Raw genomic sequence first — 15,837 nt, 5'->3', positions numbered from 1 at the left:
TCACCGAGATTATCGTGTCTCACTTGAGGGGTGCAGTCCAGCACTGTCACCGTAATACCAGGTCATCGAGGGGCATTCACTCCAATACCGGCCGGCAGTCCGGCTCTTCATGCAATATCTAGCACAACGTGCAGCGGACTGCGCGCCGATGTGCGGGAGGTGTCGGTCGAACGCGCATCAGCATTCTCGGGATGTTTTCTCGCCCCCGTCGTCGGCGCGATGCGCAGGATTGTCGCCCATGTGGCGCCGGCACCGGGCCGCCGCTTTGACCCCACGATTTCGCCATACGCATCGTGTTGTTCGACCGCACGACCCTTCCCGTCAGGCTAGCCTTCGGAAACATGGACATGGGTGGTGATTTCATTGGCCGCTGGCCTGCGGGTAGCGGCAGGAAAACGGCACGACAAGCGAAACCCGGACAGTACAGCGCGAAGGTGCTTGCTTGCGGCTCATTGCTGCTCTCGTGTGTCATCGTCGCCGGCATGGCGACGCAAACGGCATTGGCGGAAATAGCCGCGCCAGCCGCGACGCGCGTCGCTGCTAACGAAAAAGAGCAAGATGGGCCTGGCGTCGCCCAGGCATCCCACACGCAGAAGTCGGAACCCGAAACAATCCTGCGACAGCCTGAGGTGCAGAAGCCCGCGCCGGAAGCTGCCGTTCAAATGCCGGAAGCACGGAAATCGAGCCACGAGGCCAAGGATTTACCTGTGCCACAGCTCGTCTTGCCGGGCGATCTGGCCAAGAAGATCGGCCAGAAGATCTGGCTGAATGAAACAGGCGGAAAAATTGATGCGATCACGTCATGGAGTGCGAACGAGGAATTCGCTTCCTTAGGGATCGGTCATTTCATCTGGTTTCCTGTCGGCAAATGGCTGCCTTTCGAGGAGAGCTTTCCGGCCCTGCTCGAGTTCATGCGCAAGAAGAACGTGCGTTTGCCCGCCTGGCTGGACCAGACGCAAATTCCGGCCAACCCGTGGACAAGCCGGGCCGAGTTCAGGAAGAACTCCAACTCACCGCAGATGAAAGAGTTGAGGCAGTTTCTGCTCGACACCGTGGCGGAGCAGACGCAATTCATGGTGGAGCGGGCGCAGGGTGCGATGGAGAAGATCCTCAAGACGACGCCCGACGGCGCGGAGCGCGAACATATCGTCATCCAGTTCACGCGCGTCATTCGCGCCTCCGAGAATTTTTATCCACTGATCGACTACATCAACTTCAAGGGCGAGGGCACCAACCCGAACGAAGCCGCCATGAACAGGGAGACCGGGCGGCGGCAGGGTTGGGGTCTCAAGCAGGTGCTGCTCAAGATGAACGGTGACACCAGCGATCCGAAGGCCGTGCGCGCCGAATTCGCCGATGCGGCGCAGTTCGTCCTGCAGCAGAGGGTTCGCAACCTTCCATCCAACCGTGTCTTCGAGGCCGGCTGGCTGCGCCGCGTCGCGACCTACCGTCCGATCGCGGATCCGGAATCGAGCCCCAAACGGGCTCTGAGGAAATCGTTGCGAGTGACGGCGGCTCAATAGCTGGGCGCGAATGCCGGATTACGCGGATTATGGTGACAATGCACTCAACTCCAGTGAAAGTTTCGTGCGCTGTCACTGTAATTTGTAATTGAGAATTTTCGATGATGCAGGCTCCGCTTCACGCCTCTATGACGAGCGCGACAGTTCCTGTTGAACAAATCCGGCGCCCCTTACGCCGCCATCGACGAGGGTATCCAGCATTGCGATCAATCGAGTTCGATCATCGCCACTCAGGCGATCGCCCTTTTCGGACAAAACTCGCTTGAGCAATTCAACGGTGTCTTCTCCGTTCCGCTCCCAGAATTCAGGATCATCTTTGTGAAGCAGCACAATATCACGCAGCCATTCGAAACCAGGATCGGGAAGTGGAGCAAAACCGCCTCGCTTGAAAAACGTCATGACAGCATAATAAAGGTTGGCATTTCGCCCAAATTCGCGAACGACGCGTTCAAAGTGGGAAATGAACTTCGGAAAGTGAGGCCAACTTGTTTCAAGCCCGCAAATCAATGGAGCGAAGTCATTCTGAGCACAGAATAGAAGAGAGAAAGCGGTCGCCTCAAATTCTCGGTCGAGGTGGTCGCGCCGTTGATGCCTCCACTCCGAAAGCGCGAACATCCATTCAGTTATTTCTGACCAAAACTGGATTTTTTCATCGGCTAGCGGCTGTTCTGGCAAAAGCGCAAAGACCATATAGGAACGCAGTGCACTTTGCAGGATCATGAGCGCCGTTTCGCTGTCCGCGCGGATCGCGCGGTCTATGACAGCTTCCCGGAACTCGCTCACCGTTAGTCGCGCGCCGACGCGGCCGCACCAATATGAGAAACCATATATCCATTCGAATGGCGTGCGTTCAGACCTGTCACGGCCGTGCTCAGCAAATGGCGGATGCATCTCCTGAACCATCGCATCCACAAGCTGACCAACCAATCGCAGGAATTCGGGCTTGCGAGCGTCACTCAAGAAGGCTTCGATGGGAAGCTGTAAGACTGTCTTCTCGGCGTCGTGATGATAGAACCATACGGGATTTCGGACGTATCCCTTTTTTTCCCTAGAAGATCGGCGTGGTGCCCCAACTCCCTTAACCCAAGGCTCTGGCGGGACTGGAAGCGCGTCAAAGCGCTTGCCGCCTATGCTGCTCGCGGCCTCGGCAACGAGAGCAAGGTTGCGTTCTGCCTCGCGCGCATCCCACGCAATAGAGTATGGCTCGGGCCCATCGTCTTCGTGACAGATACAAAGCTTGAGGCCCAGTCGCATCAGCGCCCAAATCACTTCGGGCCGCGCTGCAGCGTATGCCTTCGCGCCAGAGAATACCGCAGCTTGCACCCCGGACATCGCATCAACCGCGAGATTAAGAAGGGCCTCAACACTCACGTCTTCAGCGAGGCCGCGAGCCAACAAATGAGAAAACCCATGAGCCGCAAACACAGCGGGGTGCATGAGCAGTAAACTAGCCCTGACGCCGACTGTGTCGTCTGCTTCGGGCCCAGTGGCCGCACGTTGCAACACATCAAGGACCCACGACAGCAACGAGTCATCCAGTTGCTCTGCCGACGCATGGGCGGCAACGACAAATGCCACACCACTTACCGCAGACATAGCTTGGCGTGCGCTTATGTTCTCGTTTGAGCGATCGTCAAATATTTCTGGGAAATCGATCGCTTTTGCCAGCAAAACAGCTGCATCGATCGTGAACCGCTGATCGAGCACACCGTCTTCCAACGTCTTATTGGCCCAGATGGCCAAACTTGTGTGCTCATTGAGTTTGGCATGATTGGCAGTCAGTTCCTTGAACTCGTCCTCCTGACGGCTCGGCGGGTCACTGAAGAATGCGACACGCCCATCGTCCGTCTCCTGCATTTTCCAGTATTGCGGGTCTCCCTGATCGGCAAAGTTCTTCATTTGTTTGGTTAGAGCAGCGATATGATCAGGTTCGTCAAGTTCCTCCTTGAAAGACACAGGCAGTCTTTCTGGAAAGCTCCTGACTTCCATCGTGTACCTGTCGATCGCTTCCTGCTGCCCGGAGAGCAGTACGTACGGCACGAGGTTTCGAATATCCTGCTTCCGATGGGATTTTCGGTTCAAATCGCGAACGGCCTGGAGCTGCGGCCTGTATTGCAACCAGTTGCCGATTTCGTTCGGTGGCGAGCCGATATCATGGACACATCTTGCGATGTCCCATGACCACAGCGCCGGGCATGTAAGGAGAGGAAGCGCATCGAGAGCGCGCTTATCAGGGGCAGCAAGCGCGAGACTTAGCCCTATTCCTAACACGGCAACGCTTTCGTTGGCTTCGATGACTTCTTTGAAAATCGTGTTGAATTCTACACCTTTGTCTAACTCTTCGAGTGCCCACTGTTCGAGCGCCATAAGTGCCGACTCGCAGGCATGATTGCCCCAAGTGCCGCGAAACCACAGATAGGTTTGTTGGGTGCCCCAGAAGTCCTGCTTTCCCCAAGGGAATTCGACCGAGATTGGGACCGGCGTTAAGGTGCCCTCGCCGCGACGCCTCCACGAGCAGCTCCATCGCCAAACGTCCATTGCGAAGTTGCAGAGCGAGCGAACAAGGCGAAGGCCTTCGGCTTTGTGCCATCGAAGCAGAACCAAGAAAGGCAAGCGTATCGGCGAAGCGGGATAAAACGCAGAACTGTCTTGGAGCCCAAGCTCCCGCACCTCGTGGTCGCTTATGCTATCGAACGAACGGCGTTTCTTTCGGTCGCGCGGATGCTGCAAAAAAGACGCCAAGATGAAATCGACGAGTTCGGCCGGCAAATGCTTGGCGTATTCGATGCAGTTCTCGACGATGTCCCTTCGGAAGATGTGCCGATTGTCCCTTTCACTCGTCGCCTTGAGATACTCCGCAGCCTCGGTCTTGATGTCACCGACAGAGGACAGAAAAAGATGCCTGACATCCTTTTCTAGATCGTCGTCGTCAATATCGACCCCGAAGGGCTTCCGGTAATGCTCAAATCGGGCAGGATGTCGCGCATTCTCAATTTCCTTCAGCCAACCGTAGCTAAGTAAACCGATCGCGCGGCAGTGGCGGACGTTCATCCCGGAAAACTGGGTTTGCCAAGGCTGAAAGATCTTGACCAATTCTGGAATGAAAGTGGGGCTCAGGCTTGGTGCGATCGGGATAAACCAGTTGAGAAAGCGAATCCATGTTCGCGATTTTGGGCGAGCCAAAAGCATGGCAAACTTGGCTCTATCTCCGGCCTCGACGTGAGGAGTCAATGTTTCGTCCAGAAAAAGCGGGTTTGGGACGACCTCGGACGTGCGAACTGCCAGCATGAGGCGCCGGAGGCGCGCGCCATCACTGTCTTGCAAGAACGCAGCTAAGCGCCCCAACAACTCCGTTGCCCGAACCGAATGGAGCGGAGCGGTGATCACAGCTCGTCGCCAGACGGATCGAAGAGTATCCGAGCCAGTAACGTCATAGAGCGCTTCCCAGCGCTCGATCGTCCCATTCGTTTCCAGATGTATGGCTGCAAGAAGCTGCATCGGGCGGATGAGAGTGTCGGGCTCCTTGTTCTTCTGAAGAAAGCCGACAACATCGGTTTCGCCGATGAGGAGCTGCGTAAGCGCCCACTCCTCGTAAATATCGTGGGCGAATTCGACCGAATGCCCATATTTGTGCTGTCGTACGACGTCGCTTTCAATGAGTTCCGCAAGCGCGTCTTCATCCAGATCACGCACAGAAGGCGCTGAACCTGGCGCGCTCGCCACCCGCTCGGCGAGTTGTAAAAGGGCGTTCCGGCGTCGCTGCGCTTTAGCAAACGCAAACTGATCTCCAGCCCCCAACCTCCACCAAAGCCCTAAAAGTTCAACTTCGGTGGCCGGCAGCGAGCTCGTCGCACCTCCCTCGCCTAGTTGCAGAATCGTTTCCAGAAAGAATGGCCGCTGCAGGATTACGTCAGTGCCTAGGTCGCTGCCCAAGATTGGCTGCAACCGTGGAAACGCCGCCGCAACGAAGGATAATTCTTCATCGTTGAGCGAACCGACGCTGACGGTCTTTATCGGCAGCGCTTTCAAAACGTCAGGATCAAGCCACGTTTCGAGATGCTTAAGGTTCTGCTCCCGTATCGTAACGAGAACGCGCCATCCCGAAAGATCGGGTGTGGCGACTATCGCTCTTAAGATGTCATTGACGGTGAGCTGCGCTGAGGAGTCGGAGATCTTGTCGATCCCATCAATGAACAGAATTGATTCTCCCGCGCGGGCGAACTCGCGCAATAGCGTAGCGATGTCGTCCGAAATACCGATTGTCGATGCGTAATTGCTCCACCCACGGGGGTGAATTCGGGAGTCCTTCAACAGAAAGACGGGCCCAATGGATTCAGACTCTTGGACGAACCGCTTCAGGAGCGCTGACTTGCCACAGCCTGGTTCCCCGTCGATCTGAATAAAGCGGCCCTCTCCCAACGCGTCCTTTACACGTTCGTACGCGTCCGCTCTGTGCAGCTTTAGGCCTTGGATCGAATCCTTAATATCAGCGGCAGCGCGACGAGACTCGCGTTCTAACGCCGCTATGTCTGCAGCAAAGCGCTTCGCGGGGCTACTCGTGATGCCTTCTGCTTGCAGACTGAGCAAGATTGTTTCGCGCGTAGCCCCGCCGCCGGCAGGGATCAAGGAGCCCGCCTTCGCAATGAGGTGGTCCCAGCCCCTCGCGGCCTCGACCCAGCTGGAATTGACGACGCGACCAAGAAGCTCAATCGCCAAGACCTCGTCGCGCGACGCCTGATTTTGGAAATCGAAATGCAGAATGACGAAGCCTCTCAAGAGGTGCCAGACCTCATCATCAGTGGCTGGCCGCTGCAGATGCTCTGTCAAAATGTCGCGGACATTGGCGACGAACGCACGCTTGGCTTCGTGCGAGTAATCCCTCTTTTCGATCCGTTCGACGAAGTTTGCTGCGTCGGCGCTCTCGGCAGCCCATGTCAATACCGACTGATAGTGCTTGTCTGCTTGAGAGCTGTAAGTCCCGATCACAACCCCCAAGCGGTCTTTCGCAAGGTGATAGTCCGACCCGCTTGCGCTTCGCCACGCGGCGAGCACAACCGATTTCCACTCATCATCGCTCTTGGTGAAGGTTAGGGTCTTTTTTGCTTGGAGGTGAAGCGATGCTTCCGTTCCGTCCGCCCTAGGTCCGCGCAAGATAACGTCGTCTAGGTGTTCACCAAAATCTGCCCTTTGTGTGCTCACGCGCGACACAAATTCTGCGCGCAGCCCCCTAAATGCAGCTTCGCAGGCGGTCGCAGCCAAGCAGAATGCGACTACCCGCGCTTCAAAATGTGTGCCTCCACCGCCGGACGAAAAAGGATTCGCCATGCCCTTAATTTGGCGGATGCGCATGAAGTACGCAACTTTTTCGAGAATTCGCAGCCAAATTCAATCGGCGTCTTAAAGGCGTCCTCGGCACTCGGATGCGTGATGATGGATCGCAAGAATGCATAAGTGGCGCTCCCTAGGGGAATCGAACCCCTGTTTCAGCCTTGAGAGGGCCGCGTCCTAACCGCTAGACGAAGGGAGCGTGCGCCTCAGGGAATAGCCGCGAAATGTGCGGCGGGCAAGGCGGAAGGTGCTGTTTGTCGGGCTCCGGAGTGGAATCCAACGTGCCACCGTCACAGCCTCAAGATGGATTCCGGGTTCAGCCCTGCGGGCTGCCCCGGAATGACGGCAGAGAAGGTTAATCAGGGTTCGTTGACGAATTTGAGCTTTCCGGCCGGTTTCAGTGTCCTGGCGTCGAAGGTGCGGATTTCGGTCACCCCGCCGATATCCAGCGTCAGCACCAGCCGCTCGCCGGCCACCGCCGTCGCGACGATGCGGGCGCCTTTGGGCAGGGTTGCGATAATGTCCGTCGTGGCCGCGCCGGGGCTTCCCTCGCCGCGGTAAAGACGGTACCCGACGGCGATCAGAACCACGGCCACTGCGAGCGCCGAGGTCAGGCCCGCGATCAGCATCATCCGCCGCACCCGCGCGATCAGCGCGGCCTGCTCGGGGGTCGGTTCGGGCGCAACGGTATCGGTCATGCAAGACTCTGCTTTGGAACCAGGCTCATCTAACGGCGGTCAAAGGCTGGAGGTTACCGTCGGCGGCGACGAGGGATCGCCCCGCCTCGACCGCGTGCTCGCGGTGCTCCGCCCGGAACTGTCGCGCTCGCGGCTGAAGGCGTTGATTCTGGCCGGTTCCGTTACTGCCAAGGGGGCCCCCATCCGCGACCCCGCTTATCATGTCGCTGCTGGAGATACGATCACAATCGACGTGCCCGAAGCGGTGGCGCCGGAGCCTTTGGGCGAGGATATCGCGCTCGATATCCTCTATGAGGACGACGACATCATCGTCATCGACAAGCCCAGGGGTCTCGTCGTGCATCCGGCCGCCGGCCATGAGAGCGGCACGCTGGTCAACGCGCTGATTGCCCACTGCGGCGCCAGCCTTTCCGGCATCGGCGGCGTCCGCCGGCCTGGCATCGTGCACCGGCTCGACAAGGACACGACGGGGCTGATGGTGATCGCCAAGAACGACCAGGCGCATCAATCGCTGACCGCGCAGTTCGCCGACCATGGCCGCACCGGTCCGATGCAGCGCGGCTATATGGCCTTCATCTGGGGCGTGCCCAGCCGCCAGCGCGGCACGATCGACGCGCCGATTGACCGGCATCCTTTTGCCCGCGAGAAGATGGCGGTGCGCCAAAGCGGCCGCGAGGCGATCACCCATTGGGAATTACAGGCGGCGTATCGGGGACGCGACGGCAAGCCGGTCGCCTCGTTTCTCGCCTGCCAGCTCGAGACCGGGCGAACCCATCAGATCCGGGTCCATCTTGCCCATATCGGACACCCCCTGATGGGCGATGCCGTCTACGGCCCGCACTTCAAGACCAAGGCCGGGCAGCTCGGCACCCAAGGTAAGGATGCACTCACCGCCCTCGGCCGGCAGGCCCTGCACGCCTATCTGCTCGCCCTGGAACACCCCCGAACCGGGGAATTTTTGCATTGGGAGTCGGCTCTGCCGGAGGATCTGCTTCTCCTTCAACGGGCGCTGGAAGCGGCCGTATGACGCAGGCCCTTGGGAAAAGATAAGCCATACCAATAGGTTATAGCTGCCACACGGGGACGTGACGTCAGCATTCCTTCCCTATTTGTTCGTTTTCCGCTATGTTGCACCTGCGCTGAATATCCAGCGCGGAACATCGCAGCCTGGTCGGCTTTAACACAGCGATCACCTGCCGGGCCCGCCGCTATCGGGGGCCTGAACCACTGGAGGGCGCTCAAATGGCCCGTACAGCTACATTGCCGGTTCTCAATGGAGAATCCGGTCTGTCTAGATACCTCGCCGAGATCCGCAAATTTCCGATGCTGGAACCCCAGCAGGAATACATGTTCGCCAAGCGTTGGCGCGAACATGACGATCGCGACGCGGCACATCACCTTGTCACCAGCCATCTCCGGCTCGTGGCCAAGATCGCCATGGGCTATCGCGGCTACGGCTTGCCGATCTCCGAGGTCGTCTCGGAAGGCAATGTCGGCCTGATGCAGGCGGTCAAGCGGTTCGAGCCCGAGAAGGGTTTTCGTCTCGCCACCTACGCCATGTGGTGGATCAAGGCCTCGATTCAAGAGTACATTCTGCGTTCCTGGTCGCTCGTGAAAATGGGCACCACCGCGAACCAGAAGAAGCTGTTCTTCAACCTGCGCAAGGCGAAGAGCAAGATCTCCGCGCTGGACGAGGGTGATCTCCACCCCGACCAGGTGAAGCTGATTGCCAAGCGCCTCGGCGTGACGGATCAGGACGTGGTCGACATGAACCGCCGCCTCGGCGGCGACGCGTCACTCAACGCGCCGATCCGCGACGACGGTGAAGCCGGCGAATGGCAGGACTGGCTGGTCGATAACTCGCCCAACCAGGAAGCCGTAATGGCCGAGCACGAGGAGTTCGATCACCGCCGGCAGGCGCTGAACGGCGCCATCGGTGTGCTCAACCCGCGCGAACGCCGCATCTTCGAGGCGCGGCGGCTGGCGGAAGAGCCGATGACGCTGGAAGACCTCGCCGCCGAGTTCGGCGTCTCGCGCGAACGCGTGCGGCAGATCGAGGTCCGCGCTTTCGAAAAGGTGCAGTCGGCCGTCAAGGGCACGATTGCCCGGCAAGAAGCCAAGCAGGAAGCTGCTCTCGAAGCCGCGCACTGACCGCGCAGCCGAGGTAACTGATAACGAAAGCCGGCGGCAACGCCGGCTTTTTGTTTTTGGAAATGCGCCACGCCTCGTCGATGTCGTCCCCGCGAACGCGGGGACCCATACGCCGCGGCAGTCATGAGGTAGGCAGTGTTCTTTGCCTGCTGTCGTCGCAACAATGGACGTTGGTGGTTATGGGTCCCCGCGTTCGCGGGGACGACGGAGATGAGAGGCCGCTCCCACCGTCCCCTACTCGCCCCACTCCCGCGCCATCTTTGCGAGTGCGCAGCCCTCGCAATAGCGGGCGTCCTTGAAGTCGATCCAGTTATGCGCATAGACGCGCTCGAGCGGAATGCCGTAACGGGCGCGCAGCACCTTCACGAGAGTTCGCCACGCTTCGATTTGCGCCTCCGTCGGACCGCGGGTCACGTCGGGAAAATTGCCGGCGAATTCGACGCCGACCGAATTGTTGCCGACCACCTGCCGATAGGTCGGCCCGTTGTCGATATATTTGTTGTCGTTGCGGTTCGCGCCGTCGCCATGGGTCGGCACCAGATGTTCGGCGACCGCCCAGTACACGGTGCCGTCGGTTTCAACCCAGACCATGACGCCGCGGCGGGTCGGGTTCTTCGACTGCGCCAGCGCGCCGCCCCGCGCCGAGCCCGCCGGGCCTTCGGTCTGGTGCACGATGATGTTGCGCCAGGGATGGGCCTTTGAAAGCTCGCCCCATGGCGCCAGCCACACCATCTTCAGGCCGGGAATATCCGGCGTGCCCGACGAGCGCGCGATCGTCGCGAGGCCGGGCGTTTGCGCGGAGGCGGATACGGGAAATGCGAGGACGCAAAGCACCAACGCAAGCAAACGAGGATTCATATCTCAAGCCCCGGTGACGGGCCTGAATAACATGGTCGGCCCTTGTTTGACGCGTTTTCTTCACGCGAACCGGTAGCCACTTCGCTCGAAAACGCTTTAGGCGCGTTTGCGCAGGGCCATATCCGCCATCCCGGATGTTGCGGGTTCGGGCGCCAGCGGCGGCGCCGGGTCGTAGGTCGCAAAGCCGTTCCGGCCGGCCTTCTTGGCGTCGTAGAGCGCGTGATCTGCAGCCGCGATCAGGCGATCGGGAAACGCCCCCATCTCGCGGCTCCATTGCGCGACGCCGATCGAGACCGCGATCGGAATATCGTTGCCGGTGCATTGCTCGGCATCCGCACGACAAACCTCCAGCACGCGGCGCGCGATCATGGCGCCCTCGCGCAGCGTCGAGGACGGCAGCACGATGCAGAATTCGTCGCCGCCGGTCCGCGCCAGCATGTCGCCGGGCCGCAGCCGGGTCTGCGCCATCAGGGTGAAATGCTGCAGGCAGGCGTCGCCGGCGGCGTGGCCGTGGGTATCGTTGATGCTCTTGAAGCCGTCGAGGTCGATCACCAGCAGCGCAAAGGGCTGGCCGCCGCGCTCGGAGCGCGCGCATTCTTCCGTGAGGCGCTGCAGCAGATACCGGCGGTTGCCGACGCCGGTGAGATCGTCGAGCAGCGCGAGATCCGCGACCTCGTTGCGCAGGCGGTCCATCGCCATCAGCAGGAAGCCGAAATTCAGCGACATCGACAGGAACACCAGCACCAGTATGACCACCGACTGCACCGGGCTGAAATGCATGTAGGAGAAGCTGCCGCCCATGCCCGTGACCGCGCCGAGCAATCTGACGGCGAGAATGCCGAGGATGATAATGGTGACGACACCAGCCAGGCGGGCGCCGGGATTGACGCGGCCCTCATGCGGGGTCAGCAACAGCTTCAGGCTCAGCACCATCGGCAGCGCCTGGGCAATGGTAAAGACAGTCATCCGAGCCGGCACGCTGTCATGGACGAAGATGAAGAAGGACAGGCCGGCAAAGCCGAGCCCGGTGGTGAGCAGCGTGTTGCGCCACGAAACCGGGCGGTCGAAAAATTTTTGAATCCCCATCGATGCGAGGCAGATCGCCAGGATCAGCGCGGTGCCGGCAAACAGCAGCGGCACCAGCGTATCCGGCAACACGACGCGCAGCATCGCCATCGCGGCACCGGCCGCCGCTGTGAATGCCGAGCCGGTCCAGAACCGCGCGGCCTCAAACGACGGATAGCTCCGGATCACGTAGCCCCAGATCAGGCCCAGCGCCAGAAAGTTGATGACGAACACCGTCCACAGTGTCGGAACGCTCAGCATCGCGCACGCGGGACGCGCAACGTCCCGTCTCCCCAGTTGTCTGACAGACCTCGCAAGGCCCTCGCCTCGCGGCTCCCTCGACGACAATCCCCGTTGTCTTGCGGGACAAGGTGCATCCGCGCGGCTTAACGGACTCTCACCAGTGCCCCGCAATCCGCGCCGTGGTTTTAAATTGATGAAGAGCACCGACGTTCGGGCATCGTTAAGCATGACCGGCGCGATGCTGACGGCGCCGACTTGCGGCGTTTCGGTGAAAAATCGCATCAAAATGCATAACAACTGTGGATAACGCGATGACAACGCCATGACGGCACGCGGCAGCAGCCTGCGAATCTGCTGGGATCATGCACGAGGATGTTGCGAGGCTGGCCCTCCGCCAAGCATGCCTCGGTGTCGCGTTCAATCCATGAAAACCTTGAGAGGATACTATGGCTAAGAAAGCGAAGAAGGCGAAAAAGGCGAAGGCGAAGAAGGCCAAGAAGTCGAAGAAGAAGTGAATTTCGGCCCGGGTGGAGTGCTCAGCTCCGCCCGGGCTCCCAACTCCGGGTCAAGTTTTGGAGAATGGCGGGCCGCGGGTCCGCCTTTTTCATTCTGGTAAGCGCGAACGCGTAGCCTGGATGGAACGCCTACCGCTCTGCCAGCGCCAGCTTGGCGCCGAGCGCGGCGAAGCCGGCGGCAAAGCTGCGGCGCAGCCAGGCCATCGCCTTCGGCCTTGTGATGACGCGGTCGCGCAGCGAGGCTGCGAACAGGCCGTAGAGGGCGAACACCGCAAATGTCATCGCCATGAAGGCTGCGCTCAATTCCAGCATGCGGCCTAACGGATGCGCCTCGTCGACCGCGACGAACTGCGGCAGGAAGGCCAGGAAGAAGATCGAGAGCTTTGGATTGAGGATGTTGATCAGGATCCCGGTCACGATAACGCGACGGCTGGAGCGGGTGGCGGCGGCCGGGCTGGTGTCGATCGCAAGCGCCCCGCTCTCGCGCAGCGCCTGCCAGGCCATGTAGAGCAGATAGACCACGCCGCACCATTTCAGCGCCGCGAATGCCAACGCACTGGTGTGCAGCACCGCGGCGAGCCCGAGCATGGCGGCCAGCATATGCGGCAGGATGCCGAGCGTGCAGCCGAAGGCCGCGGCGATGCTTGGCCGCGCGCCCAGCGAGAGCGCCACCGCCAGCGTGTAGAGCACGCCGGTGCCGGGGGACGCGACCACGATCAGCGAGGTCAACAGGAACGACAGCGTCATGCCCTGCCATTAGCACGGCGGCCTCCGGCGTGGAAGCTCGGCCGCCGCTCACTGACGCGCGCGCGGCTCGCCGGGGTGCTGCCGTGCATAGATCATCCGCTCCGCCTCGCGGATCACATCGAGCGGCGCCCACGGCTTGGACCAGAACTGGACGCCGTCGGGCAATTCCTGATGCAGCGGTTTGCCCGAGGTGACGATCACCCCCATCTCGGGATTGTACTTCCTGGCGATGTGCGCGAGCTCGACCCCGTCCATGTTACCGGCGAGCTGCACGTCGGTCAGCATTAACACCAGATCGCCGGCCACGCGTTCCAGAACAAGCTCGGCCGCCTCCGCGCTTTCGCATTCGATGACATCGACTTCGCTTTCCTCCAGCAGCAGGCAGATCATATCGCGCTGCATCGGATCGTCTTCGACAACGAGCGCGGTCGCGCGAAATGGTTTTGATTGTCCCATATGAGCCTCCTTGGATCGCGTCGGTCGAGAACGTCATTTCTGTCGGGTAATCGACACTAAGCGCGGAAACCGCTTTATGGTTCAGTTCCAATTTGCAAAAGTTGCGGGAACCCGCCCGTTTTATTTCAATGGAGTTTCAACATGACTGCGATATCCGGAAACGCGGCCGCCGTGACCGGCGCCGCCAGCGGTATCGGCCGCGCGCTCGCGTTCGAGCTGGCCGCGCACGGCTGCGACCTCGCGCTGGCCGACCGGGACGAAGCGGGGTTGCAGCAGGTGGCCGCCGAGATCGGCAAGGCGGGCAAGCGCACCATCACGACGCACCGCGTCGATGTCGGCGAGCCGGCGCAGATACAGGAATTTGCGAGCGCGGCGGTTGCCGCCCATCCCCGGCTCAACATCGTCATCAACAATGCCGGCGTCGCCCTGCTCGGCGCCTTCAACGAGGTCGACCAGGCGCAGATGGAGTGGCTGATCAACATCAATTTCTGGGGCGTGGTGCACGGCACGCGCGCCTTCCTGCCGCATCTTTCGCAACAGCGCGAGGCGCATATCGTGAACCTCTCCTCGATCTTCGGCATCGTCGCCCCGCCCGGCCAGACCGCGTATTGCGCGGCCAAGTTTGCGGTGCGCGGCTTTTCGGAAGGCCTGCGGCATGAGCTTGCGATGGCGAACAGCCCGGTGAAGCTCTCGGTGGTGCATCCAGGCGGCGTCTTGACCAACATCGTGCGCAACTCCCGCGCCGGAAGCGGCATCACCGACAATGCCCGCCGCGCCGAATCGATCGACCGCTTTGACGCGATCGCCAAGACCACGCCGCCCGTGGCCGCACAACGCATCATCGCCGGCATCGAGAAAAACCAGCCGCGCATCCTTATCGGCAACGACGCGAAGTTCATGGATTTGCTGCAACGGTTTCGCCCGGCGACCTATTGGGCGGTGCGGGCGAAGCGGATCGAGCGGATGGGCGCGCAGGCGGGGAAGTGAGGTTGAGGTCGCGCGCGACCTATCAAATGTCGTCCCTGCCTAGTGCGCAATTGCGCACGGGCGCAGGGACCCATACGCCGCGGCGCTGATTGGGCAACGAGCCGTCTACCGTTCGTGTGCACATCAGACATCACGCGGTATGGGTCCCTGCGTTCGCAGGGACGACGGCCAGCAATGGGGGAGGGAGCGCACCGTGCGTGCGGCGCTGGTTATCTTCCCACCAGCCTGTCGGCAAAATATCCGATCGTCTTGCGGTAGATCGTGGCTCTGTTCCACTCGCGCATCGCTTCGAAATTCGCACTCCCCTCGCCATAGGGCGCGCCGGCCTTGAAGCCGCTCACGTGCAATAGGTTCGCGGTGGAGGCGAGCACATCGGGCACGCTGTGGCGCAAATCGACGTGGCCGTTGCCGTCGAAGTCGACGCCGTACTTGATGTAGGACGACGGCAGGAATTGCGTCTGGCCGATTTCGCCGGCGAAGGCGCCGATCAGATCGCGCAAGGGGAGATCGCCGCGTTGCACGATCTTGAGCGCGGCGAGCAATTCGCCCTGGAACAGTTCGGTGCGGCGGCAATCATGCGCCATGGTGGCGAGCGTGCGGATGACCGGCATCTTGCCGATGTCGCCCTTGCCGTAATCCGACTCGAGCCCCCAGATCGCGACGATGATCTGCGGCGGCACGCCGAACTTCTGCTCGATGCGCGCCAGCAATGATGCGTGCCGCTGCAGCATCTGCCGGCCGATGTTGATGCGCCCGGGGCCGACGCGGGTCGAGACATATTGCTCGAATGTCTTGTTGAAGGTGCCGCGCTGGCGCCGGTCGAAGGCGAGCACTGCGGGATCCTGCGTCACGCCCGAAAGCGCCTGGCTGATCACGGCCTGCGAAACGCCGGCGGCCGCCGCCTCCTGCGACATCGCCGCCACGAAGGTGTTGAAATCGCCGCCGCAGCGGGCGGCGTAGGTAGGGGTGGAGCAGATGACGGCGCCGACAAGAATGGCCCAACGAAATATGCGCATGCGAATTCCTTGTTAATTCTCGGGGCGATCATGCCATGGGAAAATAAAGCGCGGCAGTGCTTGTTGGGTTCGACCCGAACTTCGTCGTCCCTGCGAAAGCAGGGACCCATACGCCGCGGCCGACATTGGTAAAGCGAGCCGGTTGACGACCTCGTTTGAACAATTGGCGCCTGGGGTTATGGGTCCCTGCTTTCGCACTAGTTGATTCGCACATCTTTGAGGGTCTCCCACGCCGATGCCACGCCCAAGA

The 15,837-nt window shown here is 60.7% G+C and carries 11 protein-coding genes and 1 tRNA gene; 4 read left to right on the top strand and 8 right to left on the bottom strand.

The features are described from left to right. The first annotated feature begins 347 nt into the window (after positions 1–347). On the top strand, positions 348–1,523 hold the full coding sequence (locus CP49_RS02570) for a hypothetical protein (protein ID WP_057848735.1): 1,176 nt from the start codon (positions 348–350) through the stop codon (positions 1,521–1,523). A gap of 126 nt (positions 1,524–1,649) precedes the next feature. Here the strand turns inward: CP49_RS02570 and CP49_RS02565 are convergent, their stop codons facing one another. The 3 genes from CP49_RS02565 to CP49_RS02555 form a co-directional block, all read right to left on the bottom strand. Continuing rightward, positions 1,650–6,872: an ATP-binding protein gene (locus tag CP49_RS02565; protein ID WP_057848734.1), complete on the bottom strand. Its 5,223-nt coding sequence runs from the start codon at positions 6,870–6,872 to the stop codon at positions 1,650–1,652. A gap of 103 nt (positions 6,873–6,975) precedes the next feature. After that, positions 6,976–7,050 (bottom strand) — tRNA-Glu (locus CP49_RS02560). A gap of 160 nt (positions 7,051–7,210) precedes the next feature. Continuing rightward, on the bottom strand, positions 7,211–7,549 hold the full coding sequence (locus tag CP49_RS02555; RefSeq protein WP_057848733.1) for a hypothetical protein: 339 nt from the start codon (positions 7,547–7,549) through the stop codon (positions 7,211–7,213). Here CP49_RS02555 and CP49_RS02550 point away from each other — a divergent pair. Together CP49_RS02550 and rpoH are read left to right on the top strand one after the other, a co-directional pair. Continuing rightward, complete coding sequence (locus CP49_RS02550; protein WP_057848732.1) at positions 7,548–8,576, top strand: RluA family pseudouridine synthase; 1,029 nt, start codon at positions 7,548–7,550, stop codon at positions 8,574–8,576. The two genes, CP49_RS02555 and CP49_RS02550, sit on opposite strands and share 2 nt — an antisense overlap. 215 nt (positions 8,577–8,791) lie before the next feature. Next, positions 8,792–9,700 (top strand): RNA polymerase sigma factor RpoH, encoded by a 909-nt coding sequence (rpoH, locus tag CP49_RS02545; RefSeq protein WP_057848731.1) that lies wholly within the window; start codon positions 8,792–8,794, stop codon positions 9,698–9,700. Between the two features lie 234 nt (positions 9,701–9,934). On the opposite strand, the gene CP49_RS02540 is transcribed toward rpoH, so the two are convergent. From CP49_RS02540 to CP49_RS02525, 4 genes are all read right to left on the bottom strand, one after another. After that, positions 9,935–10,558: a peptidoglycan recognition protein family protein gene (locus CP49_RS02540; RefSeq protein WP_057848730.1), complete on the bottom strand. Its 624-nt coding sequence runs from the start codon at positions 10,556–10,558 to the stop codon at positions 9,935–9,937. Between the two features lie 96 nt (positions 10,559–10,654). Next, positions 10,655–11,884 (bottom strand): GGDEF domain-containing protein, encoded by a 1,230-nt coding sequence (locus CP49_RS02535; RefSeq protein WP_057848729.1) that lies wholly within the window; start codon positions 11,882–11,884, stop codon positions 10,655–10,657. 626 nt (positions 11,885–12,510) lie between these two features. Beyond that, positions 12,511–13,128 carry a LysE family translocator gene (locus CP49_RS02530; protein WP_057848728.1) on the bottom strand — a complete coding sequence of 206 codons (618 nt, stop codon included), beginning with the start codon at positions 13,126–13,128 and terminating at the stop codon, positions 12,511–12,513. Between the two features lie 48 nt (positions 13,129–13,176). After that, a complete protein-coding gene (locus CP49_RS02525; protein ID WP_057848727.1) occupies positions 13,177–13,584 on the bottom strand; it encodes a response regulator in 408 nt (135 codons plus the stop codon). Between the two features lie 141 nt (positions 13,585–13,725). Here CP49_RS02525 and CP49_RS02520 point away from each other — a divergent pair, with 141 nt between their 5' ends. Beyond that, positions 13,726–14,571 (top strand): SDR family NAD(P)-dependent oxidoreductase, encoded by an 846-nt coding sequence (locus CP49_RS02520; protein WP_057848726.1) that lies wholly within the window; start codon positions 13,726–13,728, stop codon positions 14,569–14,571. A 209-nt stretch (positions 14,572–14,780) separates the two neighbouring features. On the opposite strand, the gene CP49_RS02515 is transcribed toward CP49_RS02520, so the two are convergent. Next, positions 14,781–15,587 (bottom strand): lytic murein transglycosylase, encoded by an 807-nt coding sequence (locus tag CP49_RS02515; protein ID WP_057848725.1) that lies wholly within the window; start codon positions 15,585–15,587, stop codon positions 14,781–14,783. Between the last annotated feature and the right edge of the window lie 250 nt (positions 15,588–15,837).

Source organism: Bradyrhizobium valentinum (genome assembly GCF_001440405.1).
In the GTDB taxonomy this organism is placed as follows: Bacteria; Pseudomonadota; Alphaproteobacteria; order Rhizobiales; family Xanthobacteraceae; genus Bradyrhizobium; species Bradyrhizobium valentinum.
Note: the sequence above shows the minus strand (reverse complement) of the source record. Positions and strands in the feature narration are given on the sequence as shown.

Excerpts from the sequence above, each read along its gene's own strand:
- CP49_RS02535 (WP_057848729.1), bottom strand. The coding sequence starts at position 11,884 with ATGCTGAGCGTTCCGACACTGTGGACGGTGTTCGTCATCAACTTTCTG.
- rpoH (WP_057848731.1), top strand. The coding sequence starts at position 8,792 with ATGGCCCGTACAGCTACATTGCCGGTTCTCAATGGAGAATCCGGTCTG.
- CP49_RS02520 (WP_057848726.1), top strand. The coding sequence starts at position 13,726 with ATGACTGCGATATCCGGAAACGCGGCCGCCGTGACCGGCGCCGCCAGC.
- CP49_RS02515 (WP_057848725.1), bottom strand. The coding sequence starts at position 15,587 with ATGCGCATATTTCGTTGGGCCATTCTTGTCGGCGCCGTCATCTGCTCC.
- CP49_RS02565 (WP_057848734.1), bottom strand. The coding sequence starts at position 6,872 with ATGCGCATCCGCCAAATTAAGGGCATGGCGAATCCTTTTTCGTCCGGC.
- CP49_RS02550 (WP_057848732.1), top strand. The coding sequence starts at position 7,548 with ATGCAAGACTCTGCTTTGGAACCAGGCTCATCTAACGGCGGTCAAAGG.
- CP49_RS02525 (WP_057848727.1), bottom strand. The coding sequence starts at position 13,584 with ATGGGACAATCAAAACCATTTCGCGCGACCGCGCTCGTTGTCGAAGAC.
- CP49_RS02530 (WP_057848728.1), bottom strand. The coding sequence starts at position 13,128 with ATGACGCTGTCGTTCCTGTTGACCTCGCTGATCGTGGTCGCGTCCCCC.
- CP49_RS02570 (WP_057848735.1), top strand. The coding sequence starts at position 348 with ATGGGTGGTGATTTCATTGGCCGCTGGCCTGCGGGTAGCGGCAGGAAA.
- CP49_RS02555 (WP_057848733.1), bottom strand. The coding sequence starts at position 7,549 with ATGACCGATACCGTTGCGCCCGAACCGACCCCCGAGCAGGCCGCGCTG.
- CP49_RS02540 (WP_057848730.1), bottom strand. The coding sequence starts at position 10,558 with ATGAATCCTCGTTTGCTTGCGTTGGTGCTTTGCGTCCTCGCATTTCCC.